Origin of the sequence: Lysinibacillus sp. FSL R5-0849 (assembly GCF_038595075.1) — a bacterium.
GTDB lineage: Bacteria > Bacillota > Bacilli > Bacillales_A > Planococcaceae > Lysinibacillus > Lysinibacillus fusiformis.
This window is the reverse complement of the sequence record NZ_CP152004.1, coordinates 1,552,351-1,577,918: the sequence shown is the minus strand read 5'-3', so window position 1 is coordinate 1,577,918 and position 25,568 is coordinate 1,552,351. Positions and strand designations below refer to the sequence as shown.

General features: G+C 39.1%; 23 protein-coding genes. 9 read left to right on the top strand and 14 right to left on the bottom strand.

What is annotated here, in order from left to right; genetic code table 11:
• Positions 1–12: 12 nt before the first annotated feature.
• Genes MKY80_RS07455 through MKY80_RS07440 form a run of 4 tightly spaced genes read right to left on the bottom strand, consistent with a single transcriptional unit; the run spans position 13 to position 4,507 of the window.
• Positions 13–1,440, bottom strand: a complete 1,428-nt coding sequence (locus tag MKY80_RS07455; RefSeq protein WP_342532408.1) for a DUF1116 domain-containing protein — start codon at positions 1,438–1,440, stop codon at positions 13–15.
• Positions 1,433–2,986, bottom strand: a complete 1,554-nt coding sequence (fdrA, locus tag MKY80_RS07450; protein ID WP_342532407.1) for an acyl-CoA synthetase FdrA — start codon at positions 2,984–2,986, stop codon at positions 1,433–1,435. Before fdrA ends, MKY80_RS07455 begins: the two co-directional genes overlap by 8 nt.
• A gap of 2 nt (positions 2,987–2,988) precedes the next feature.
• Positions 2,989–3,867 carry a DUF2877 domain-containing protein gene (locus MKY80_RS07445; protein WP_008176530.1) on the bottom strand — a complete coding sequence of 293 codons (879 nt, stop codon included), beginning with the start codon at positions 3,865–3,867 and terminating at the stop codon, positions 2,989–2,991.
• A gap of 31 nt (positions 3,868–3,898) precedes the next feature.
• Entirely contained in the window at positions 3,899–4,507 is a 609-nt protein-coding gene (locus MKY80_RS07440) for an ankyrin repeat domain-containing protein (RefSeq protein WP_008176532.1), read from the bottom strand.
• 218 nt (positions 4,508–4,725) lie between these two features.
• On the opposite strand from MKY80_RS07440, the gene MKY80_RS07435 reads away from it, so the two are divergent.
• From MKY80_RS07435 to MKY80_RS07420, 4 genes are all read left to right on the top strand, one after another.
• Complete coding sequence (locus tag MKY80_RS07435) at positions 4,726–6,444, top strand: PucR family transcriptional regulator (RefSeq protein ID WP_008176534.1); 1,719 nt, start codon at positions 4,726–4,728, stop codon at positions 6,442–6,444.
• A 134-nt stretch (positions 6,445–6,578) separates the two neighbouring features.
• Entirely contained in the window at positions 6,579–8,333 is a 1,755-nt protein-coding gene (locus tag MKY80_RS07430; RefSeq protein WP_089985138.1) for an ABC transporter ATP-binding protein, read from the top strand.
• Positions 8,334–8,350: 17 nt separating this feature from the next.
• A complete protein-coding gene (locus MKY80_RS07425; protein WP_008176538.1) occupies positions 8,351–9,028 on the top strand; it encodes a response regulator transcription factor in 678 nt (225 codons plus the stop codon).
• Positions 9,025–10,098, top strand: a complete 1,074-nt coding sequence (locus tag MKY80_RS07420; RefSeq protein WP_342532404.1) for a HAMP domain-containing sensor histidine kinase — start codon at positions 9,025–9,027, stop codon at positions 10,096–10,098. Before MKY80_RS07425 ends, MKY80_RS07420 begins: the two co-directional genes overlap by 4 nt.
• A 23-nt stretch (positions 10,099–10,121) precedes the next feature.
• Here MKY80_RS07420 and MKY80_RS07415 read toward each other — a convergent pair whose 3' ends face one another.
• The gene (locus MKY80_RS07415) at positions 10,122–10,709 is read right to left on the bottom strand and encodes an NAD(P)H-dependent oxidoreductase (protein WP_090001738.1); all 588 of its coding nucleotides are present in this window, start codon (positions 10,707–10,709) and stop codon (positions 10,122–10,124) included.
• Between the two features lie 119 nt (positions 10,710–10,828).
• On the opposite strand from MKY80_RS07415, the gene MKY80_RS07410 reads away from it, so the two are divergent.
• Both MKY80_RS07410 and MKY80_RS07405 read left to right on the top strand, forming a co-directional pair.
• Positions 10,829–11,266, top strand: coding sequence for a MarR family transcriptional regulator (locus tag MKY80_RS07410; protein ID WP_043990151.1), 438 nt, complete (start codon positions 10,829–10,831; stop codon positions 11,264–11,266).
• A gap of 222 nt (positions 11,267–11,488) precedes the next feature.
• The gene (locus MKY80_RS07405) at positions 11,489–12,235 is read left to right on the top strand and encodes a YqcI/YcgG family protein (RefSeq protein ID WP_008176548.1); all 747 of its coding nucleotides are present in this window, start codon (positions 11,489–11,491) and stop codon (positions 12,233–12,235) included.
• 6 nt (positions 12,236–12,241) lie between these two features.
• Here MKY80_RS07405 and MKY80_RS07400 read toward each other — a convergent pair whose 3' ends face one another.
• From MKY80_RS07400 to MKY80_RS07385, 4 genes are all read right to left on the bottom strand, one after another.
• Positions 12,242–13,558 (bottom strand): amino acid permease, encoded by a 1,317-nt coding sequence (locus MKY80_RS07400; RefSeq protein ID WP_043990153.1) that lies wholly within the window; start codon positions 13,556–13,558, stop codon positions 12,242–12,244.
• A 15-nt stretch (positions 13,559–13,573) separates the two neighbouring features.
• On the bottom strand, positions 13,574–14,509 hold the full coding sequence (locus MKY80_RS07395) for an arginine deiminase family protein (RefSeq protein WP_107921781.1): 936 nt from the start codon (positions 14,507–14,509) through the stop codon (positions 13,574–13,576).
• 144 nt (positions 14,510–14,653) lie between these two features.
• Positions 14,654–15,682, bottom strand: coding sequence for a spore photoproduct lyase (splB, locus tag MKY80_RS07390; RefSeq protein ID WP_012293725.1), 1,029 nt, complete (start codon positions 15,680–15,682; stop codon positions 14,654–14,656).
• Between the two features lie 12 nt (positions 15,683–15,694).
• The gene (locus MKY80_RS07385) at positions 15,695–15,919 is read right to left on the bottom strand and encodes a transcriptional regulator SplA domain-containing protein (protein WP_008176555.1); all 225 of its coding nucleotides are present in this window, start codon (positions 15,917–15,919) and stop codon (positions 15,695–15,697) included.
• Positions 15,920–16,095: 176 nt separating this feature from the next.
• Here MKY80_RS07385 and MKY80_RS07380 point away from each other — a divergent pair, with 176 nt between their 5' ends.
• The 3 genes from MKY80_RS07380 (at position 16,096) to MKY80_RS07370 (ending at position 22,219) form a co-directional block, all read left to right on the top strand.
• A complete protein-coding gene (locus MKY80_RS07380; protein ID WP_008176557.1) occupies positions 16,096–17,484 on the top strand; it encodes a TldD/PmbA family protein in 1,389 nt (462 codons plus the stop codon).
• A 3-nt stretch (positions 17,485–17,487) separates the two neighbouring features.
• A complete protein-coding gene (locus MKY80_RS07375; protein WP_043990154.1) occupies positions 17,488–18,831 on the top strand; it encodes a TldD/PmbA family protein in 1,344 nt (447 codons plus the stop codon).
• 286 nt (positions 18,832–19,117) lie between these two features.
• Complete coding sequence (locus MKY80_RS07370; RefSeq protein WP_090001732.1) at positions 19,118–22,219, top strand: copper amine oxidase N-terminal domain-containing protein; 3,102 nt, start codon at positions 19,118–19,120, stop codon at positions 22,217–22,219.
• 84 nt (positions 22,220–22,303) lie between these two features.
• On the opposite strand, the gene MKY80_RS07365 is transcribed toward MKY80_RS07370, so the two are convergent.
• From MKY80_RS07365 to MKY80_RS07345, 5 genes are all read right to left on the bottom strand, one after another.
• Positions 22,304–22,813 carry a QueT transporter family protein gene (locus MKY80_RS07365; protein WP_301337913.1) on the bottom strand — a complete coding sequence of 170 codons (510 nt, stop codon included), beginning with the start codon at positions 22,811–22,813 and terminating at the stop codon, positions 22,304–22,306.
• A 149-nt stretch (positions 22,814–22,962) separates the two neighbouring features.
• The gene (locus MKY80_RS07360; RefSeq protein WP_008176563.1) at positions 22,963–23,718 is read right to left on the bottom strand and encodes a 3-oxoacyl-ACP reductase; all 756 of its coding nucleotides are present in this window, start codon (positions 23,716–23,718) and stop codon (positions 22,963–22,965) included.
• Between the two features lie 56 nt (positions 23,719–23,774).
• A complete protein-coding gene (locus MKY80_RS07355; protein ID WP_043990157.1) occupies positions 23,775–23,996 on the bottom strand; it encodes a DUF2829 domain-containing protein in 222 nt (73 codons plus the stop codon).
• A gap of 33 nt (positions 23,997–24,029) precedes the next feature.
• On the bottom strand, positions 24,030–24,911 hold the full coding sequence (locus MKY80_RS07350) for a GNAT family N-acetyltransferase (protein WP_090001730.1): 882 nt from the start codon (positions 24,909–24,911) through the stop codon (positions 24,030–24,032).
• A gap of 13 nt (positions 24,912–24,924) precedes the next feature.
• A complete protein-coding gene (locus MKY80_RS07345) occupies positions 24,925–25,473 on the bottom strand; it encodes a histidine phosphatase family protein (RefSeq protein WP_043990160.1) in 549 nt (182 codons plus the stop codon).
• Between the last annotated feature and the right edge of the window lie 95 nt (positions 25,474–25,568).

The following is a 25,568-nucleotide window of genomic DNA, read 5'->3' as shown; positions in this document are numbered from 1 at the left end:
TAGGAAGCGGGCTTAAGCCCACTTCTCACTAATTGTGATTAATGCTTTCTCAAAAGCTTCCATTGGAGGGTGAGTAATACCGGCACCAATCATACCAATACCCGCGTCTTTGTGTGCGATCGCTGTATTAATAATTGGAAGAATACCAGTTTGAATTACTTTACGGATATCAATACCAGTAGCAATTCCCATGAAGTTTAATAATGGAATAGTAATGTTTTGGTTTTCAGTTGTCGTAATTTCTTTCATTTGGCGTGAATAACCAATTGCCTCATCCACTGTTCCACCTACTAAAGCAACGATTGCTGGTGCAGTAGCCATAGCGAAACCACCGATACCGTATGTTTCAGTAATTGCACTATCTCCAATGTCTAGACCTGAATCTTCTGGCTTATAACCAGCAAACATTGGTCCGATAACTTGTTGTGCAGGGCCAGTGAACCATGTGTTACCTGCCATCCCACTAATACGAACACCAAATTCTACACCGTTACGTGCCATTGTTGTCACAACCGTACTGTGCTCAATACCGTGTGCAGCATCTAATGCACATTTACAACAAGCCATCCATGTAGGACCTGAGAAATACTCACTACTTGCTACAAAATCAAATACTTCACGTTTCTGTTCAACAGGGTAATCTGTTTCTAAAATATAAGGTGTTAAAGCTTGAATGAGTAAAGCAGTACCTGCATTGTTACGGTTATGACACTCATCCCCCATATGAAGTGCTTGTGCGAGCATTAAACGAAGGTCGATCCCCTCTTTATTGAGCTTCATAGCGTCACGTAAAATTGGTCCTAAAACATCGCGCATCCATACTAAACGATCAATAACGCTGTCATCGTTTGCACCCATACGTAAAACTTTAGCCATTTGCTCACTTAAGTTTGTAAATGCACGATTACCGTATGTTTTATTTTCAACAATGTGCACAAACATGGAGGCAGATGTAACACCAGCCATAGATCCTACAGCGTTATGCTCATGACATGGTGAGAATATAATCTCTCCTGATGCTGCAACTTCCGCCGCTTCCTCAAGATCTTTTGCCAAGCCTTCGAAAATGATAGCTCCCATAACGGCACCTTTCATTGGACCATTCATGTTTTCCCATGTAATTGGAGGGCCAGCGTGTAAAATTGTTTTCTTCGTCATGCCTAGTACTACATTAATTGCTTGGTCGAAACCAATTAGAACCGGTTGAGAGTTAACAATTTTTTCGACTGCAAGACGGTTTGCTGCTTCAATTTTTTCAGCCAATTCAGTTTTATCGATTTTGTTTAGTGCCGAGATTATTTCTGGTTTCCCTCCACCTGGTGGTGACCATTCTAAGTGTGTAGCACTCGCATTTTGCGCTAAAATATCATTGTTAAAAAGTTCAATACCTACGTTAATTACGTTGATTTTACTAGTAAAAAGTTCATTAATCTTACTCATGATGATCTCCTTTCAAAACCATTTCTCTAGCCAGTAAGCCTGCATTTGTACTGCTGCTTGCATGTGTCACACCTGCATGGACTAATTTTTTCACTTGCTCTTCTAAACTTGGTTTATCTAAATCTGTTCCTAGAACATATCCAATAATCTCTAAGTGTCTGCCTTCTTTTTCTGCCAATTGTTTAGCCTCAACAATAGCCGGAAGCATAACACCAACTGGATCTTCATGTGAACCGAAGCCTAAAACGAAGTCCATTACAATGACACCAACCGATGGATCTTTTGCTTCTTGTAAGAAACGCTCAATACGAGAAGATGGGTCGATCATTGGGTGCGGTTTACCGTTAGTAAAGTCATCATCCCCAAAGTCTATGAAAGTATGTTCCTGGCTCACATTAATATCTCTTAATAGGAAGTCAGGATTTTTTTGGATATTGCTATATACATGATCGAATTTTTCCATTGCTAGATACATAGATTCATCACAAAGCGTTCCACCACAGAATAATCCACGGATATATTTTTGCTCTGGTGATAATTTAGCACGAACTTCTTCAATTAATGGAAGGTTCAGTGCACGTTTGTTAATGCCTGCTTCATCAATACCAGCAAGTAATACCGCTTGTAACGCTGCTTCTTTAGACGTTTTAGCGAAATGTCCGCCAGCTGCTATTACTGCTTCTTCATTACCACCGATAAAGTAAACAACTACAGGTTTGCTACACTCTTTAATTTGTGCTAATACTTTTTTCTCTTCGCTAGCTTCAGGTGGCTTTGATACTAGAAGGATTACTTTTGTCGCTTCATCGGCATCAAGAGCTTGGATACCATCCAGCATCATAATTCCGCCTACTTCTTTACTTAAATCACGGCCACCCGTACCGATAAGTTGAGTAATCCCACCACCGAAGTCATGAATACGAACGCTCACCTCTTGGCTACCAGTACCAGATGCTGCAACGATACCGATACTGCCTTTTCTTACAGCGTTTGCAAAGGCAAGCCCTATATTACTGATGATTGCTGTACCACAGTCTGGACCCATCATTAATAAGCCTTTGTCATGTGCTAATGTTTTTAATTCCACTTCGTCTTCGACGCTTACATTATCGCTGAATAACATAACATGTAAGTCATTCTCAAGAGCCTTGCGTGCTTCACGAACCGCAAAAGCACCATTCACAGAAATGACAGCAAAGTTTGCATCTGGGATACCTTGTGCAGCCGAATCAATCGTTGCATATTTAATATCGCTTTTTACTTGTGCTGAATTTTTATTTGTAAATAATTCCTCTACCGCTAAGTAAGCGCTTTCTGTTTCATCCGCATTAGCAGTTTTTACAATAATCATTAAGTCCCCTGCTGTTGCTTCTTCTACTTCAGGAGTCATTAAACCAACGTTGCGAATAACTCCCTTGTTCATTTCTGTACCCATACCAATAATGGCTTGCTCGACGCCTTCAATTTGATTCGCTTTTGTTGAAAGTGACATCAATGATACTGAATCAAAATATGTGTTTCGCTTAATTACGACTTTAATACTCATTATTATCCTCCTAATTTTATATTGGCTTCAAAGCCACATATAAGCCCTAAGGCGATATCTGTACCTGATGAAGAGCCGATGGCAAGTACCTTTTTCAGTGCTTCGATCGCTTCACCTTCCGTGCCAGATAGCATGGCAGAGACAAGTGCTTGAATAGATTCCCTAACCTGTCCATATGCAGCCTTGTTCAATGTTGTGTAACTAATATCATTGGTTAAAGGCTTCATCAATTTGATGACGCTTTCACACAATGGCTGATAAATAGAACACGGACTCTGTTCTAAATGGATGACCGTCAATAATCCAACTAAAAAGTCATCACCTGATGGCGTTAACCCTGGCCCCAAGCCCACTAAATCAAGTGCATACTGCTGAAAATTATCAAAACGGCGATTACATAATTCTTCATGGAGTAATGCTGTGCGCTCTTTTAGCAATCTCGAAGTTTCTGCCTCAAATGCACTAACTGGTGAATCACTGCGCTTCATCCCCCCACTTTTCCCATATATATCAATAAACTGTTTCACTTGAACGATATTCTGTTTTATCGTTGCCATGTCTAACGGGAAAATAGGTAGATGACACTGCCAAAGAGCGGCTGTTTCTATCGCAATTGTTAATTTATCTTCTATTAATAATTGGTGATGCTTCATCCTTACTTGGTCATCTTGGATTATGTGCAAATTGTCCAAAGTATCAAGATCAATGACAAGCGTATTAGGAGCATTATCCATAGCTTTCGTTGCAAGAGTAAAAATTTCATCATTTGCTGCACTGCGAATATTTAATGCATGCTTAAATACACTATGAACCGTTCCCGTAAACTCCGTCTCAACTAATTGCTGAAGGAAATAGTTATCACCAGATTTAGCGTGTATCATATGTACACCTCTTTAAGTCGTAGGATTGCTACTATTTTGCCCCAGCTTCTAGTAAAATGTTTTCAATAGCCGTAAATCCTTTTTCTCTAGCGATTGCTAGTGGAGTCACTCCATATTGATCGACTAATTGTGTGTCTGCACCATGCTCTACTAATAAACGAACAATTTCTTGTTGCTTCTCTCCGCCATCATTCAAAAGGATTGCTTCAATTAATGGTGTCCAACCACAAATATTTGTATGATTAACATTAATATCTGTCGTTGTCACAAGCTCACGAACTACCTCAACAAATCCTTTCTCACTTGCTGGGTGAACACCTACTCCACCAAAACGTGTTAGACGTTCCAAATCTGTGTTTGCTTGGAGCATTATTTTCACAAGCTCTAATTTTCCATTAATACAGCCATATAAAAATGGATTTAAACAAATTTGATCTTGAAGGTTAATATCTGCCCCTTCTTGTATTAGAAATTTCACCGTTTCTAATTGATCGCTCATGGCAGCAAGTAAAATGGCTGTTCGCTTTTGCTTATTGCGAGCATTAATATCTACACCTTGTTGTAAAAAACGTTGCAAAGTATCTATATCTCCCGCTTCAGCTGCCGCTAAAAATTCTGAGATGATAATTGTATCTTCCAATTTCTTTCATTCCTCCATTTTCCCGACCTATTGTTCATTTCAACTAAAGGGAAATGAATCGCGAGAATGTTAGTTTTTTCACATTCCCGTCTTACATGCTTTATTTTATTCTCTTATGCCCTATATATCATTGTTTAGCAATACCAAAAAGAATGGAGATGATTTGGGCAATATGTACAATTTTTTGTGATAAGATTATGGCAAAGGAGTGAAATCATTTGCTAACAATTAAAGATTTATTAGAAATTAAGGCTTTGGAGGGAATTAAAATTGTTGCGGGAGAGCAAGGCATTCACAATAAAATATCACTTGTGAACATTATCGAGAATCCCGATGCATTTGATTGGCTAACACCGAATGAATTATTATTAACAACCGGTTATATCTTCCAAGATGATGAAGAACTACAAAATAAAATTATCCAAGAACTGTCCAAAGTCAATTGTGCGGGCCTCGTCATTAAAATGAGACGTTATCTCCAAAAAACACCTCAAAACATGATTGATATTGCCAATCAATATGGATTACCTTTATTGGAGTTACCTTATAACTACATCTTATCCAAGGTCATATCGATTATTAATGAAAAGGCATCTGGTCGCTATGACTTATTAAATCGAAAATCATTGGATATGCACAATACATTGTTTAAGGTGGCACTGGAAGGAGGAGGCATCGAATCGATTTCCTCAAAATTAGCGGAAACCATTAATAATCCTATTATCTTTTTAGATCAGGATTGGAATTTACTCCATTTCACTGATCTCGATGTCAATCCTGTCCCACTTGCCTATGGCATCGACCTAAAAAAAAATCGTCCGACTTTTTCAAAGGAATTTATCGATTCCATTCCTAAGGATCTCAATGAGATGCAAAAATTGATTACAAGAAATTATCATTTAGAGGATCTTACTGTAAAATGCAGAATTCTCCCTGTAGCAGTAGCCAATTATATTTACGGCTATATCGTCATTTGGCAAACCGTTCATGATCTCAATGAATTTGATTATATTGTTTTAGAGCAAGCCTCCACAATCGTGGCATTAGAGAGGATTAAACAGAAGGAAATTGAGGATGTCCGACTTAAAATCAAACAGGAGTTTTTTGATGATTTATTAACGGGAAAAATCACATCTAGCGAGACGCTTCAAACGCTCTGTGACCTTCATGGCTTAAATGTCCATTATAAATATTACTGTATTGTAATCTCTATGATCCGTGATAACCTGCAGGATCATCATGATTTAATTTCTCGAAAGTACGAATCCGATAATATTGCAAAAAAATGTATGAATTTAATCTATAAACACTCTAGTACCGTCAATGGTGAAATTACATGCCTTTATCGAAACCAGCAAATTATTGTGTTGGTGGGACAACAAGAAGGTAAGCAAGATATGACTGTTAATGAAACGAAACAGTATGCTGAGGAAATTCTGCAATTATTAAGTCAGTATCAAGCAGAAACTTCCTTTTTGATAGGTATTGGAAAAGAATATAAACAAATTCGTTACGTTCATAAAAGCTTTGCCGAGGCACACGAAGCTCTCCGTCTTATGCACCGATTCGAGGAAAGCGGAGCAGTGGCCCATTTTGCCGATCACTCCATCTATCACTTTTTAGATTCGAATATTAATGAGGTTCAATTAAAAGACTTTTTCTTAGAGAGCTTAGGGACTGTCTTTGAGCATGATTTATTACATGGGACGAGCTATTTAATTACATTGGAAAATTATTTTATTTATCATATGAATATTAGCGAAACCGCTAAGGAAATGTTTATTCATCGCAATACATTAATTTATCGTATCGAAAAAATTAAAGAGATTTTAAAGACCGATTTAAAAAGCTATGAAGAGCTATTACAAATACAATTAGCTCTAAGAATTTATCGACTACTCGGTAAGTCTTTATACCATGATGAGTTTGCTGACTAGTCCTATTTAAAAGGTGATGATGAATTGCACATCACCTTTTATTTCATTTCATATTCAGTTCATAAACACATGCTATAGTAAAAGCCATAGGAACGACATACGTTGTTTGACGATATTGAAGGAGGCTTATTTCTTTGCAAGAGACATCAAAAGAAACTACTAAAAAACCAGATTGGCGTCGTTTTATACAATTAGTAAAACGAGCTGAACCACCTATTTGGCTCCTAGTTATAGCTTTAATTATGAGTTTAGCAACTACGGGCGTAGGTTTTATCGTCCCATTATTTACAAAACAATTAGTGGACGGCTTTTCATTAGAATCGCTTAATTATTGGCAGATCATTTTGCTTGGTATTGCTTTTATCGCCCAAGCCATTGCAAGTGGATTATCTATCTATTATTTAAATCGTGTAGGTCAACATGTAGTAGCAAAATTACGTGATCAACTTTGGCGCAAGCTACTGCATTTACCCATCCCCTATTATGATGAAAACGATACAGGTGAAACATTAAGTCGTGTAACAAATGATACAGCGGTCGTAAAGGAGCTCATTACAGAGCATCTAGCAAACTGTTTATCGGGTGTTATTTCTATCATCGGTTCCATTATCATTCTCTTATTCCTAGATTGGAAAATGACATTAGTGATGTTAATCGCTGTCCCACTAGCGATGGTTATTTTAATGCTGCTAGGAAAACGCATGTTTGTGATTTCTAAAGGGATGCAAGACGAAACCGCTAAGTTTACTTCGGTATTAAACCAAGTTTTACCTGAAACACGTTTGGTTAAAGCTTCTAATGCGGAGCAAATAGAATATGAGCGTGGGAAAAAGGGCATTACGAACCTCTTTAACTTTGGCTTAAAAGAAGCTAAAATCCATGCGCTTATTTCACCCTTAATTTCATTCGTTCTAATGTCAGTTCTCGTCGCTATTATTGGCTATGGAGGCGTGCGCGTTTCCTCTGGTGAGCTGACAGCTGGTGATATGGTGGCATTTATTTTATATTTAATCCAAATCATCATGCCCATGACACAATTAACGATGTTCTTTACGCAACTTCAAAAAGCAATGGGTGCCACTGAACGCATTAGTGAATTACTGGACCACGAAGAGGAACATATTGAAGAAGGCATTACTGTTGAAAAAATAGATCAACCGATTTATGTTAACCATGTTGATTTTTCATATGGTGAGGAGCCGATTTTATCCGATATTAACTTCACAATAGAGCCAGGCAAAGTAACGGCCATTGTAGGTCCAAGTGGTGGCGGTAAAACAACCACATTCTCCCTGTTAGAACGATATTACCAGCCAACTAGCGGTAATATTACGCTAGGAGAAACGCCAATCGAGACATTTTCACTTCACTCATGGCGTAGTCAAATTGGCTATGTGGCTCAAGAAAGTGCCCTGCTGTCAGGAACAATTCGAGAAAATATTTGCTATGGTGTTGACCGTGAAGTGCAGGATGATGAGCTAGAAAGAGTAGCTAAAATGGCTTATGCTGATCAATTTATTAACGATCTTCCCGATAAGTTTGACACAGAAGTAGGCGAAAGAGGCATCAAGCTTTCAGGGGGGCAACGTCAGCGTATTTCTATTGCCAGAGCGCTACTACGGAATCCACAAATTTTAATGCTCGATGAAGCTACATCAAGTTTAGATAGTAAGTCAGAAATTTATGTACAAAAGGCGTTAGATAATTTAATGCAAGGTCGCACAACTTTAGTTATTGCTCACCGTCTTTCGACGGTAGTCGATGCCGATCAAATACTATTTGTAGAAAAAGGACATATTACAGGTTGTGGTACACATGAATCACTCTTTGAGACGCATGCCATGTATCGTGAGTTTGCCAAGCAGCAATTACGAATTAAAGAGGACTAACGAAGGGAATTGTTTAGATGACCAAACTATTAATGGTAGATGATGATGCCCATATTCGAGAATTAGTAAAAGTATTTCTACAAAATGAAGGTTTAGATGTTATTGAGGCGACGGACGGTGTCGATGCACTGTCCAAGTTAGCCTCTGAAAAGGTAGATATGGTGATTATGGATATCATGATGCCAAACATGGATGGGTGGGCTTTATGTGAGGAAATTCGCTCATACAACACAGATCTCCCTATTCTTATGCTTACTGCTAAAGGAGAAACCGCTCAAAAGGTCAAGGGTTTCCATTTAGGGACAGATGATTATTTGGTAAAACCTTTTGAACCTGCCGAGCTAATTGTGCGTGTTAAATCGATATTAAAAAGATATCGTATTGCTCTCTCTCAAGTAGTAGAAGCTGGCAATGTTAAACTCGATCGACATACACATGAAGTTGATCTGAACGGAGAAATCATTGTCCTTCGGTTAAAGGAATTCGAATTATTATTTACATTAGCGAGCTATGTGGGCAAAACATTTTCTCGTGAACAATTGATTGAAGAAATTTGGGGCTATGATTATGAAGGAGACGAACGCACAGTAGACGTCCATATTAAAAGAATACGTGAGCGTTTTCCTCAGGAGATTAGCGGCTTTGCCATCCGCACCATTCGTGGTCTTGGCTACCGCCTGGAACTAGCATTATGAGAAAACGAAAATTCTTTGTTAGAATTCTATTTGTTCTATTCCTCTTTCTCATTACGAATACACTATTTGCCTTTATTTCTTATCATGCAACAGGATGGCTATATGGTCAGTTAGGTACAGAACCCCATGATTTTTGGCAGCAATTAGGCACCGTCCTTGGTGTTTTTGTGCTCTTTGCCTGTTCGGCCGCTATTATCTTCTTAATTGGGCTCAATCGACAACGGAATTACTGGGACGCTATTGTTGAAGCATTAAGACAAATGGCAAAAGGGGATTTTAATATCCAATTAGATGTAAAAGGCAATAAGGAAGACCAATTTGGAAAATTAATCCATGGCATCAATCATATGGCTGTTGAATTAGGAGAACTTGAAAGAATGCGACAGGAATTTATTTCAAACGTCTCCCATGAGATTCAATCGCCTTTAACATCTATTAATGGCTTTGCGAAGGCTCTTAAGAACATTCATCTACCTGAAGAAAAGCGTCAACATTACTTAGAAATTATTGAATTGGAAAGTAATCGGTTATCAAAGATTAGTGATAATTTGCTGAAGCTTACTTCCTTAGAATCACAGCATCATCCATTTGAAACGACAACCTATCGATTGGATAAACAATTGCGGAATGTCATTTTGGCTCTTGAACCAAATTGGGTAGCTAAACAACTAGATTTTGATCTCCATTTAGACAATATAACGATTACAGCAGATGAAGATTTACTGAATCAAGTTTGGATGAATTTGCTAACGAATAGCATTAAATTCACATCCGACAGAGGTGCAATCACTTTAACTATGACACAACATCTCGATACCATTACCATCATTGTGCAAGATACTGGTATTGGGCTATCCGAAGAGCAGCAAATGCATATATTTGAACGATTTTATAAGGCCGATCAATCACGGACTGCCGCAAATGGAGGAAGTGGTCTCGGTTTAGCCATCGTCAAAAAAATTATTGATATGCACCATGGAACTATCGCCGTCGAAAGCAAGCTTGGAAAATTTACAGCCTTTTTGATTACATTGCCCATCGATACTACAGAAACTCGTGCAAACGATTAAGGATGTCTGCACGAGTTTTTTTATTAGTAAGCAACCTTTCTAAAATACTGATAAACTTTGTTCAACTTTCGCTGTTGCTGCCCTTTTTTACTCTCCATGTTTCCAAACTCAAAAAACTTCACTTTCTTCATTCCTACAAAGCTAAATAACGCTCTTTTCATCAAAATTTTATGAGCATTATTCAGCCAAAGCAGTGGATATTTGGTCGGCCCTTTCATCGTTGACACACAAACAACTGACTTTCCTTTTAAGAGTCCCTCTGGAAATAATCCCTTTGTATCCCGATACGCAAAATTTGATGCAAACAGTTGATCAATATAGCCTAACAGCATAGCGGGCGGTCTCCCCCACCATATTGGATAGACAAATACAATTTGATCTGCCCATGTCAGCTGTTGACGGTACTTTTCCAATTGCGGATCACGATACATATCCCGACGTCGTTTATGCTCATGGAAAATTAAACGAGGATCGAATTCTTCTTCATATAAATCTAGTAGCTGTATCTCTTCAATGGCAGGATTCTCTTGACACCCCTTCACTACTTCCTGTAAAAATGCATAATTTAAGCTCTTATGGTTTGGATATGTATAGACAATTAACGTTTTCATACTACGCCTCCATTACTTATCATTTGATAACTAAATAATAATGGATTCGATTTTTGTTGTCAAATGATAATTGTTTTAAGACAAGTTATTTGTTATCTTGACAATAAGAGGTGATCCGATTGGATAAAAGCAGTTTATTTCATCAATTCGTAACGTTTACAGCTAATGTCCACCAAGTGACACACGAGCTAACACAAAACGTGACCGTTGCCAATATTACACCGCTTCAATATAAAATTCTTGAATATATTAAAGTAAGTCAGCCCGTCACGCCTACCGAAATAAGCGAATGCCAGCATATGTCCTTACCCAACACAAGTCGTGAATTACGAAAATTACAAGACCAAAACCTCATTGAAAAATGGAACGACACGGAGGACCGAAGAAAGCAGTATATTCGCTTGTCTATTGAGGGGGAAAAAATGATGGAGGCGGCCTTTGCATGCATCGAGGAACGCTTTCTACAGCTTATTCAGCATGCGACACAGGAGGATATAAAGGATATTCAACATGCCCTATCTATCCTTGAACAAAAGGTCTTTCAACAAAAAGATTAATATGTGCTGCTTCAATGGTTTTGATTTGTCAGCCATTGAAGCAGCACTGGTTTTCAAAACAATTGTGCTCTAAACAATTCAAATTAAGCAAAACTCTACCATTGATACCATTCATTGAGTGATTAATAATCGATCCATATACCCTTACATATTCATAATGATTTCGTAACCTATTGGCTTTTTCTTTAATAGAATAAAGGTGTATAGAAGGAGGAGACTCAAGTGGACGTAGGAGTATTTGATAGGAAGTGGATTGAGGAACATTTGGACACCCTTCCCATTTGGCAACAATCTGCCTACACGGATTTTGCCGCCACAATTGCCGATGAAGATAATACCTTTCCGTGTGTACCTGCAAGAATGGGGTTTTTATCGAACCATTTGCGCTATAGTTTTATCGGAGATCCACGGAAGGAGCCATCCATTCATGAGCTAGCACAATGTTTAAAGGAATTCGCAAAATCCTCCCAAACTTTTGGTAAATATACGACACTCACTGTTTTCTTTCATAGCCCTCAGGATATGCTCTCTCACTATAAAGTCGAGGATTATCAGCAATTATTTTGGACCATTCTTAACCAATTAACTAAAATCGATGATCTCGATTGGCCTGAAGAAATACCAACTGACCCTAACCACAATGAATGGGAGTTTTGTTTTAACGGGGAGCCCTATTTTATTTCCTGTGCAACACCCGCACATAAATTGCGCAGGAGTCGCCATTTTTCTACATTGCTGATGGCCATTCAACCACGCTGGATTTTTGAAGAAATAAACGACTCTACTGCATTTGGGCGAAAATTAAAAAAGCTCATCCGTCAACGCATTGCCCATTATGATGCACTCCCAGGGCATCCCGATTTAAAATGGTACGGACAAGAAAATAGTTATGAATGGAAGCAATATTTTTTAAGTGATGATAATCAAAGTCCTTCCAAATGTCCGTTCTTACGGAGGCAACAAAACTAACATTCATTAGGCTTCCTTATGACTTTGCCTTTTCACAACAATCCAGGTTGCAATCCCTATTAGGACAATAAAGAGCAGGCTCACGAAAAAACCGAGTCTGCTTGTTTTTTCTCCTAACGTACCAGATACCGTAACAGCAATGAGCAGCATCCCCAACCCATTTTTCATATGCTCCCACTTAGATAACTCCATCAGCTTCATATATGTCACTAAAATAAAGAGCCAGTTATAAATCAACATTAAACCCGCTGCCGTCATCAAATATTCAAAGATTTTTTCTGGCATGAGAAAGCCAATAACAATGGTGATGACTAAGCCACAAGTTAAAAATATAAAGGCAGGAATAGGTACTTTCCTTTTCCCTTTCTTCGCTAATATTTTGGGTGCATCGTGATCCTCTGCAAGTGTAATAAGAATGGTAATCACCGCATAGAGAGAAGCTACCATTGTTGAAAAACCAGCAATGATTAAAACACCATTAAAAATATCCGCCACAAAGGGAATGTGATAACCTTGAAGGGCTGTAATAAAGGGACTCTCATCAATCGTAAAGTCTTTCCAAGAGACAAGCGCTAACGCAAGGGCAATAGCCATTAAAAAAATGATCGTAATAACAACTAACATTATTCTTCCTGCCTTTGGTGCTTCTTTTGGATTTTTCAAATCAATGACCATTAACCCCATTACTTCAATGCCTCCATAGGCGTAAAAGGCATACAATAGCCCGAGCCAAATTCCTTTTATACCTTGTGAGAAAAACTGTTCATAATTCGCATAGAGTGAATCCAATGTTGATGCTTGTGAGCCTTTCATGAGGATTACAACAGCTACAATAATAAACATTACAATTGCTGCCGCCTTTAATGCCCCAAAGATGTTTTGGAAGTTTTCAAAACCCTTCATGCCTGTTAGAATCACGACTAGCCCTATAGCAGCATAGATAGAGGCTGCAACCCATAATGGCAACGCCGGAAACCAAAACTTCGTAAAAATACCGAGTGCCATGAGCTGACTCCCCATAATAAGAATCTCAGAAATTAAATAGACCCAGCCATTACTAAATCCTGCCCACCTCCCAAATGCCTGTTTAGCATAAGTACGGAATGAGCCTTTATCAGGATTTTCAACAGACATTTTAACAAGTGCATCATAAACAATATACGTACAAATGGCCGCTAATAAAAAAGGAATTAAAACAGCCGGTCCACTTTTATGAATGGCCATACTTGTCCCAAGAAAGAAACCTGTTCCTAATGTGCAACCTATACCGAGAAGCGAAAGTTGCCACCAAGACAACCTGCCCTTACTTGTATTTGATGTCATGTAATCAACCCTTCACTACTTTCTGACTAAAGGCAATGTCATGCATCGAATGCCTCCCCCACCTTTTTCAAGCTCTGTGACGTCCACTTCTAGTAATTTCTTTTTGTGCAGTAATGGATGCTTTAATAACTGCTGCTTAGATGCCTGCTTACTGATTACTAATGTTTCTGGATCAAGATTAATCAAGTTAATGTCCGGAATGGTTTTATAGGTTTCGAGCCAGTAAACATCAAAGCCATGCCGCTTTAAAAATGGTTCTGGCATATCATAATAATTCCCTTGGGCTGTGAACACCTGTACAGGAAAATAACGCACAAAGCTTTTAGCAATCACTAAGTTATGATGTACAACATTACAATTCATATCTAAATGAAGCGTATCATTGCCCTTCGGTAAATCAATGACCGCAATTTCTGAAAATCCTTGTTGAAAAAAGCGCTCCTTCAAGCTTTCAATAGCCTCTATTGACGTTCTCATCCCTAGATTCATGAGGACTGCATCCTTATTTAATAGCATCACATCCCCACATTCAAGTGATTGAGAAGGCTGTTCTTTACGCATAAATTGTTCAGGAAACCACTTGGCTAAAATAGCATGGGCATGTGGATACTCTGGGCGCCTTAACGAGCTGCCTGCATTTCCAGGTAAAAGCTGCTGTCCCACAACACAGGCTAAATCGCGCACAAAATAACGATTAATGAGCTGCTCACTTAACAGCTGCTGATCATTTGATAATTCTTCGGCATAATCAATCACTCTTACCCCAGCTTTTTCAAGCGTTGTCTTCAATGCCAGGAAATTTTCCATAGCTTTATGATGGTTGACAGGCTCACTCCACCCAACCTGCTCAGCTATTTTTGAATCAGTTACATCTACTATCGAAGGTGCACAAAGCATGACCACCTTTAGTTCCTCATGCTCCGACCAACAATTTACTTGAAATGAGTCCATCCTTGTTCTCCCCTTCTGCTTGTCGTTCTCTGTTAGCGTTACCATTGAAAGGGGGATTATACAATAGGATTAGTCACAAACAATGCCATGAACCATATGTAGCTTAAATAAAAATTTAGAGAGAACGACAAAGGCTCTCTCTCATTACGTAAAATATTCTAATTTTGCTTGTGGGAAGAACTTTTTCATATAGCCATATAAATGTTCTTTAATATCTTCTTCCTCATCTTTTTGATAAATGTATTTACCTATTCCATATTTCCCCCATTTATACCTTCTCACGGTTTCGTCGAGTTCTAGCTTTGTCATAGGATAATTTTTTTCAATCACACGCTTAGCTGGCTTCGTAAAGCGATGCTGGATAAATTCAAACGTAATATCCTCACGCACATCCTTTGGTAATTCAGCATCTAACCGCTCAAACATTTGATAATAGCCCTCCTGCCATCCATCATGCAGATAAATGGGGGCGACGATGAAACCGAGCGGATAGCCAGCCCTTGCCACTTTCCCAGCTGCCTCAATTCTTTTTGCTAATGGAGAAGTTCCTGGCTCAAAATGTTTAATAACATAATCCGCATTGACGCTAAAACGGAATCTTGTCTTACCATTATGTTTAGCATCCAATAGGTGATCCACATGATGGAACTTCGTCACAAATCGTAATTGACCTAACTCACTTTGTCCAAAATGCTCAATAGCACGTTTCAATGTATGTGTGAGATGGTCAATCCCTACAATATCGGACGTACAGGATGCCTCAAAACGTGTGATGTCAGGAGCTCGTTCAGCCATATAATGATCCGCCTGCTCCAATATTTCATCCACATTGACATAAGTACGAATATAAGGCTTGCTCCCCATCGTTGTTTGTAAATAACAATAATGGCAATGGCCCATACAGCCAGTAGCAAATGGAATGGCATATTCAGCGGAGGGCTTGGATGTATCAAACTTTAACGTTTTCCGAATGCCTACTACCAAAGTAGATTTCGCTACGCGATACTTTTGAAAATCATTGTCTCCAGGGAGATTTCTTACTTGATTATGCGAAGTGGTATAACGTATTTCAATCCCCATTTGCTCAAACTTTTCTTTTAACTCCTGACCTAACGGATAGTGAAGCGCATCAGGCTCAAAATAGACGAGCTGAGGGATAAATGGCTTATTCATCATAATCCTCCCTTAATGAAAATACTGATGGTAGGCTTGCTCAGCCGCCATTTCGCTTGAAAAAATTAACATGTCTTGCGTTATCGGGTAATAGGTTTCAAATAGAAATACGGCTAGCTCTTCTGGTTGCTCTGGATGATAAACAACCGCGGCTTCCTGTATATTCGCTACATCCTGAATATGAGGATTCCGATAAAAAATATAAACGATATCTCCGACATTATATGGTTGTTGCATCTTTTCACCTTCCTCTGTCTTTCTGTTAGTGTGGCGAAATGGTTAGAGAAATATGTCATAAAAAATTTTTTATGTACTATACATAAATTTATGTGACCCTATCTTCAAATCTAGGAAAATAGGATAGTACAGAATTTTTTAACTATTTGGTATAATCAAGAAAAGGAGGAAGATATATGATCAAACAATCCATTATTGAAAATGTCCTTGAAGCCGCGCTAGCAACTGGTGGGGACTTTTCAGAAATTTTTATAGAGGATAAATATGTCAATGACTTTGTCTTACAAAGCGGCAAGATTGAACAAAGTATTACTGGGCGTGATTTTGGAATCGGCATCCGTATTTTTTCAGGACTTCAAAGCATTTATACGTATACCAATGATTTTTCTGAGGAAGGTTTACTTGCAGCGGCAGAACGTGCAGCCTTAGCCATCAAAGGCGGTGGATCGGGTACCATTCACCCTCTTCATAAAGAGATCATCACTCCTATTCATCAAATTCTTCACATGCCTCATACAGTGGAGCATGCAAGAAAAACAGCTGTTATGCGACAAGCAGATTCGATTGCCAGACAATATGACCCCCGAATTCACCAGGTAAAAGTTCGATATTTCGATGAACAACAAAACGTACTGATTGCAAATTCAGAAGGTAAATTTGTTGAGGATACGCGTGTTCACAGTAGACTTAGCATGCAAGCGACAGCTACAGAGGGTACTGAGGTACAAACGGGCTTCTATGGCCCAGGTGCACATGCAGGCTTTGAATTTATTGAAAAGCTAGACCTAAACCATTACGCAGGGGAAGCTGCACGTATCGCAGTCACAATGCTTCATGCAGATGAATGTCCAAGCGGTAAATTCCCAGTCATTATTGATAATGAATTCGGTGGCGTCATTTTCCATGAGGCTTGTGGACATGGCTTAGAAGCAACTGCTGTTGCCAAAAATAATTCCGTGTTCGCCAATCGTATCGGTGAAAGAGTCGCTCCTGAAATTGTTACATATATTGATGATGGTACACTTCCGAACGAGTGGGGCTCATTAAATATTGATGACGAGGGAGAAAAAACAAGGAAGAACATTTTAATTGAAAATGGTATTTTAAAGGGCTACTTAATTGATAAATTTAATGCTCGCCGTATGGATGCTCAGCCAACAGGCTCTTCTCGTCGACAATCCTATCGATTTAACCCTACATCACGTATGACAAATACGTATATCGCCCCAGGCTCATCTACGCCAGCCGATATTATCGCATCGACAGAGTATGGTATTTACGCAAAGTATATGGGAGGTGGACAAGTTTCCCCTTCTACTGGCGATTATAATTTTGCGGTAATGGAGGCCTATATCGTCAAAGACGGAAAAATCGAACGCCCTGTTCGTGGCGCTACACTCATTGGCAATGGCGCAAAAACATTGCAGCTTGTTGATCGAGTAGGTAATAATCTCGCTCATGGAGCAGGTATGTGTGGTTCTCTAAGTGGGAGTCTTCCTGTCAATGTAGGTCAGCCAATGATTCGCGTAAGTGAAATAACAGTTGGTGGAACGAAGGGGGAATAATGGATGAACATGGTTAAATACCAGGAAAAACTATTAGATAAGGCACAAGAAGCTGGTTTTATAGAAGCTGAGGTTTATTATGAACAAAATAAATCGATCAAATGCATGCTTTACAAGGGCGAGATTGATAGCTATGAAACGTCTGAGGACGGAGGTCTAAGCCTACGAGGACTTTACAACGGTAAAATGGGCTATTCCTATACGGAAAAGCTAGACGATGAGTCAATTCCCTTTTTAATTAATAGCGCTAAAGCCAATGCAAACATACTTGATGAGGATGAGGGCATAGCTATTTTTGATGGCAGCTCTGAATACCCATCTTATGACTATTACAATGAAAAATTAGAAACGATCGGAATTTCAGAAAAAATAGAGCTTCTTCGTTCCATCGAGGAAAAGATTCATGCCTACGATTCCCGCATTATTACTCTCGATTATTGTTTCATGGAAGAATTTACGGCTGAACGCTCATTAGTGAATAGTAAAAATCTTGCCTTATCCCATAAGGAGAACGGCTTCGTGATTTTCCTCTCCACAGTTGTAAAAGAAGGCGAAGAAATGAAAACAGGCAGTTATTTGAAAATGACACGTGATTTTCATTCTCTTCAGGCGGATGATATTGCAAAGGAAGCAGCAGAGGAAGCTCTTGCGAATTTAGGTGAAAAATCGATTCCAGGTGGTAAATATCCAATCATTCTTCGTTCTGATGCATCAGCCTCATTATTAGAAACGTTTATGCCGATATTGTCCGCTGAAAATGCTCAAAAAGATCAATCTCTATTAAAAGGAAAAGTCGGGCAAAAAGTGGCATCAGAAGCTGTTACATTGCTGAGTACTCCATTCCATCCTGCCGCATTGTCTGGAGCAAGCTTTGATGGTGAGGGTGTTGCAACTAAAGAGCAGGAAATTATTTTAGAGGGTACACTCCAAACGCTTCTGCATAATAGAAAAACGGCTAAAATAGATAACTGCGAAACAACCGGGCATGCCCATAAAGATTCCTACAAGGGAGCGTTAACGATTGCGCCTCAAATTTTATATATTTCAACTGGTGAGAAAACACTAGATGGGTTAATTCACTCGGTTAGGAATGGTGTATTGATTACTGAATTGTCTGGGCTTCACTCTGGTACGAATACGGTTTCAGGTGATTTTTCAGTTGCTGCAAAAGGATTTCATATTGAAAATGGTAAAATTGCCTCCCCAGTTAAGCAAATGACCATAGCCGGTAATTTTTTCGAATTCCTACATGATATTAAAGAAACTAGCTCCGAGCTTTACTTCCTGCCAAAAGGATATGGCTCCTCATCTTTACTTGTAAAGGAACTATCAGTAACAGTGGAATAACACCAAAAAGTAAGCCATTGTAATTTCTCGGCAATTCTTTTATCTATAGTCACCATCCTCTCATTCAGTGGAAGTGACTATGGGTAAGAGCGTTGCCTTCTTTATTTTATAAAGATCAGTGTAATCCTCTATTTTAGTAGATCCTCCTCCCCAGAAAATACCGCTACACAGCCACTAATGGTTAAATTTTCTTTTAGAGGTAAATTGGTGAAACTTTTAGACCTTTGATACGTTAAATTAGTTGTCATGCTGCGTCAGTCATATAGCATGAAGAAGGGTGGAATTTATGAAAAAAATATGGACTTTATTTTTCGCAGCAATGCTTATTGTACCGCTATTGCTGCAACCGGCAACCGCACAAGCGGCAAAAGCCATTACAATTACTGTGGACGGGGTTCAATTGAAGACCGATCAGCCGCCAGCGATGATTCAAGGGCGTGTTATGCTACCACTTAGAGCAATCTTTGAGGCATTGGGTGCTAGTGTAAATTGGGATTCAAGGAGTCAAACGGTAACAGGTTATAAAGGAGATACAACAGTAGTTCTCAAGATGAAATCGAAGGTAGCTACTATTAATGGCCAGTCAGTTACACTTGATGTACCAGCACAAATTTTAAGAGGCAGAACAATGGTACCAGTCCGCTTCGTAAGTGAAGCGCTTGGTCAGGAAGTTGACTGGAACTCAAGAAATCAGACCGTAACGATTATATCTGATGACACACCAAGCAATATTAGTATTTCTCCTGCGAGCAATGTATCGGTTCGCGATGTCAATGATCAGGGAGATGGGCGTGACATGGAGGTTAGCTTTTCCAGATCATCTACAGAATCATACGTCGATCATTATCGGGTAATGGTGTTGAAGGCTTCAAAGAGCTTTAATTTGGCATCTGCCTTGAAAGTCTCCCCTTCTAATTATTCAATGGTGTCTACATCAGGTTCGAACCGTGCCATTACTTTATCGCAGAATTCAAGAGATGTGGACGGGGACTATATTAGAAATGATCAGCCATATGTGGTTCGTATACTTGCTGTTGGGAAAGGTTCTTATTCTAGCGTTTTATCGAGTTCTTCTGCAAAAATTACCTTAACCAATTTGTCGTCTGTTACAGAGGTAACAAATGTGAAAATGAATGATATAAACGATTTTGGCGATGGACGCGATATCTCAGTTAGCTTCACTCGTCCGCAAAATGATAATAATATTTCCAATTATCGTGTGTTTATCGTAAAGACTAGGGATGCTAGCAATTTTAATCTTACCACTGCAAATAATTTATCAAGCAGCTACTACACAACAGTGAATAAATCGGGAAGTAACGGCAGTATTTTGACAGGAACTTTGTCTTCCACTGCACGTGATACTGCCGGTGATCTCATTAAAAACAACGTACCTTATACAGCGGTCGTTCTATCTGTAAGTAATACGAATTCATTAGGAAATAAGCTGTCAACTGGCTCATCATCAGTAACACTTAGTCAAAATACAATGTCTACACCAATTATTACACAAGTGAATGACGTCAATGACTTTGGGGATGGGCGAGATTTGAGAGTGAGTTTCAATAAAGTGTCCGATGAATCTACTATCAACGCTTACCGAATTTTTGTAGTAAGAGCTAACAACTATTCGAACTTTACATTGACGAAGGCGAACAGTTTATCTAGCACTTATTACACACAAGTAAATAAAACAGGCTACAATATTACTCAGGTGCTCTCTTCAGGGGCTAGAGATACTGACGGATATCCCATTCAAAATGGAGTTAACTATCGTGTGTTCGTTATGGCCGTAGCAAATAACTCAGCGAATAACATGCTGTCTTCAGTCTCCAATACGATTACGCTATTTAGCAGCAATGCAGGTGCAGTATCGAATCTTTATGCTAGCGATGTAAGTGATTATGGTAATGGACGTGACCTATTTGTCTCTTTCAATAAAGCTGTAGACGAGTCAATCATTAGTCACTATCGGATTCTAGTTGTACCAACAGCATATTACAATAGCTTCAGTCTGACGGAAGCAAGTAATGTATCCAGCAGCAATTACACGACTGTATACAAATCTGGAAAATCTACGTATGAGCAAACATTATCTGAAAATACTCGGGATGTGCGCGGTAATACGATCAAAGAAGGTACTAGCTACCGTATCTATGTTTTAACTGTCGCGAATGGCATAGGAAGCAATGCACTTTCTGCGCCGACGTCTACAATGACGTTAAATAAGAACTTTAATGTGCAAGCTGTAACCAATCTAAATGTCACAGATATAGACGATAATGGTGATGGCCGTGATGTGCAAGTAACATTTACGAAGCCCTCTAATGAATCAAATGTCAATCATTATCGAATTCTAATCGTACCGACAGCGTATTACAGCAGCTTTAATCTTTCACAAGCCAATAGTAGCAATTATTACATCACAGAAAGCAAAGGTGGGAATACCGCTACAACTAGAACGCTGGATGGGATTAGGGATGTGCGTGGTAATTATATTACGGAAGGAACTAGCTACCGCGTCTATGTACTGACTGTTTCCAATGGGAATTCTCCAAATACCTATGCCCTATCCTCCGCTTCGCCTGTAATAACACTTAGTAAAAGTAAAGCTGTTCAGGCGGTAAGTAATGTTACTGCAAGCGATATTGGTGATTTTGGAGATGGTCGAGATTTACAAATATCATTCTCGAAGCCTTCTGATGAATCGAATATAGGTAGTTACCGCATTCTTGTCGTACCCGCATCAAAAGCAAATGGCTTTGATGTGAACGCAGCTAGTAAAGTAGCTAATTTTACAGATATAAATAAAGGTCAATCTAGTATGAGTTTGGCAACTGATAGTAAAGATATAGATGGAAGACTTATCACGAATGGTGAAGAGTATCGTGTGTATGTATTGTCCGTAGGTAATGGAACTGCCAAGGCCATGTATACCTTATCCTACCCATCTTCTTCTATTACTTTAGTGGATCACTCAGCACCTGTAACGATGGAGAATGTGCAACTGAGTTTTAAAGAGGGTCCTAATAAATATTCCGATATTACAATTAGCTTCAAGGTCAATAACGGACAAAATGTAACGGAATATAGAGTGTTTATGCTACCTAAAAATGAAGCAGATAGCTTCAAAGATAGTGATGCCATTAACAATAATAATAGTACTAGAATTTATCAGAATGGTCTCCCCAATGTAAGTCAAAGTCTAAATATAGAGTTGGATGCATTTGGTAAACCACTCATCCCATCCACAGAATATGTGGCTAAGGTTTTAGCTGTGGGCAAAGGAAATTATATACTATCAAATACGTCCAATTCAGTGCAGCTTCTTGCAAAGCCTGATAATACTAGTGGTGAGACGTCCATAGACGCTCAAGTTAACCAATAGGATAAATAGAAGGGACTCCCAATGGTGCTTTATCGACCAATGGGAGTCCCTTCTTGCTGTATGGATCATGCTATAATCATTCAATTATTTAGACAAATCTATTTTTTTATTTAATAAGTAAATTGTCAGTCCACCAACAGTCATAGACAATAATTCTCCAATTCCCACTGTGAACCATGTAGCCCAAAAAGGAAGGTCATAAAGAATAGTTAATTGCCCAGCAACCGTAAACATAGATACAGCAAATATCAGGGCTGTCACTACCATTTTTCCAATATCATTAGCGATATGCTTTGTAATACTTCTACAAAGTAATAAGACTAGGAAGGTGGCAATCCCACCAATAGGCACATCTACTATCCATGTGGGCGACATGAAATTTGCAAGTATAACGCCTAACGTTACTGCTACTACATAGCGCTTATTGTACAAGGCCAGATAATTAAACATTTCTGACAAACGTAGTTGGACAGCGCCAAAGCTAATGACTGACAATAAAACAGTTACAGCAACATAGAGAGCTGCAACAAGAGCCATCTTTGTCAGCTCACTTACTGACAGACGGCTTGAATCTTTTACAATCGAAGTATTCAATTTTATTCTCCTTTGTAAAATAGCTAATCGCTATTTTAGTAATAACTACGACCAAAGGAAGAGAGCTTAGCGCCCTATATGAAGTGCCGTAGTGCAAGCAATTTTACTTACTTGCGTATTATAGCAGAAGAATAACTGAATGAACAATGCTACTTGGTCAACCAGCCGCCGTCGATTGGCAAGACAGTGCCATGCATATAATCTGCTGCTGAGCTTGCTAAAAATAAGGTTAAATTAGCCACCTCCTGAGGTTGTGCCCAGCGACCAGCAGGTGTTTCCTCTGCCACCCATTTCGCCATTTTCCCATCGCCTTCAAAATCTGCCTGATTCATCGGCGTTTGAATGGCTCCAGGTGCAATTGCATTAGCCCGTATTCCCGCTCTACAGTAATCTAAATCTAGTTGCTTCGTGTAGCCAACAATGGCATGCTTAGAAGCTGTGTAGGCCGCTCCTCCACCACCTGCAACAAGTCCAGCAATCGAAGCCATATTGACAATCGTACCAGCTCCACGTGCAACCATATGAGACAAGATTCTATTAGTCACAAAAAACGTTCCTTTGACATTCGTGTTCATAATTTTATCCCACAGTGCTTCGTCTGTATCTAGCGTTTTTGCAAAGCCGTCTAAAATGCCTGCTGTATTACATAAAATATCAATTTGTGTAAATGAAGAAATAGCAGCCTCGTATGACTGTTCCACATCTTGTTGGCTGCAAACACTTCCTACCATATAGGCAAAATGCTCTGGATATTGCTGCTGCAATTGGACTAACCCTCGTACCTCTATATCAAATCCAAATACATTCGCACCATTTTCTAAAAATGCAAGGGCTTGAGCATATCCAATGCCTGACGCTGCCCCCGTAATGAAAACAGTTTTATTTTTATATTCTTCAAACTTCATACCATGTCTCCTTACAAAAAGAAGCCACCTCAAAATTGAGATGACTTCTCATATTATTATTCAACGACAATCCAATCTTCTGCTAATAAATCACATACTGTAGGCGTGAACATTGTGTACCCTTCTCCGCGTACATTAATTAAAAAATAAGGATTCAAAGTCTCTCCATCGTGTTGGCTTTGACCAACTAGCTTCACATATAGTTCAGCACCGCCCCAGCCTGCACGAATACTTTTTTCTCCTGCTTTTAAGCGTGGTAATATTTCTTCAAACGTCATGTCCTTCATCCTCTATTCCCATTCATTATCGCATTAGTATACTGGATTTTCGTTAGGTTGACAACTATGGTTAGATTTGCTTTTCATCTGTACCTGCTCTGTCGTCACCTTTAGTCCATTTGCCACTAAATAGCTCGTTGCTGGGTTGCTTGCTCGGAAATTAACGGCGGTTATATTCACCTTCTGAGCTGTCACACTGGCTAAGAAGTGTGCTAGTAAATCGACTTTATACTCTTCTAATACTTCCAATTGATACAGAATGACCCGCTCCAACTCACCCTGTTTCCCCCACACTGTTTTATATAACATATAGCCGAGCACATCATTTGCTTCATTATAGAAAACTCTAGCTTCTCCCTGCTTAATGCTATGCCAGCTACATTGCCAAGGAACATCTTCCTGATAAAACGGCACATGAGGTAATTGTTCTGGGCGAATTATTTCAGTCCGAATAGCTGACGTATGTTCTACCTTCGCCTCATATTCCCCACTTAAAAACTGAAGATGATCAGTTATAACATAGCCATATCTTTCATACAAAGCAATTGCTACTGAGTTTTCCTTTATTGCTTCCAGTGTGGCAATTTCAACATTTTCCCGTTCATAGATAGCTAGAGTTTCCTCCATTAATAATCGTGAAACGCCTTTCCCACGATAAGTAGGCGAAATACCCGTGCCCCCATTCCATGCTATTTTCTTGCCACCCATGTGTCGAAAGCCGTTCATGACAATACCAATTGGTTCATGATCGTCAAAAGCGACAATGGAGTGCTCAACTGACAGCCCCTCCCCAACAAGCCGCTGTAAAAACATCTCTGCCGTCATGTCGATGGGCACAATGTATCCTTCAAAGCCTTTGTTCCACGCCCGTAATACTTCCTCTAATGTACATTGTGAAACTGTTTTAATATTCATCGTTTCCCTCATCTCAAATGGAATCTAATTTTGCTAAATCTTCTAATGTCAGTTTCCCCAAAATTTCATATCCTTGACCTAAGCCTTTGGGTTTTATAATAACCGTGCCCATATTCGGGATGACCCCTAGTCCCACATTTTTCGGAAAACTATGACCAATTATGACTCTATTGATTCCCTCTGGTGGTTTCATTTCCAACATAGATTGAAAAGCCATTAAAATTGAATTTTGTTGAACAGTCGAAAGATTTCCATCTAACATAAAAATCTCAAACAAAAAAGGGTCTATTTGTACCTGAACATTCGGAAAAGCCAACTGAGCTGTTTCAATCGTTCGACAAAAAGGACTTGCATTGATAGGCGCAAGGATGGGAATTTGCCAATAACGCAACATTTGGCCATAATATACAGCCTCATGACGGCCTTGTTCGGATAAATTTCTTTGATACTGACAACTTTGAAATAGACCATTTACTTGATCTACACCAACTGTTGCAGTCCCATGTCTTGCATATAAAATAAGTCCTCCCTCTTTTAATAATTTCAGGAGATCCTTTTCCAATTTTTTCATCCCCTTCATTTTATCACTTTATTCTTTGTAATGTATGTCTTACAAATAGAAAAAAGCTCCCTATTTTCACATGGAAATAAATGAAC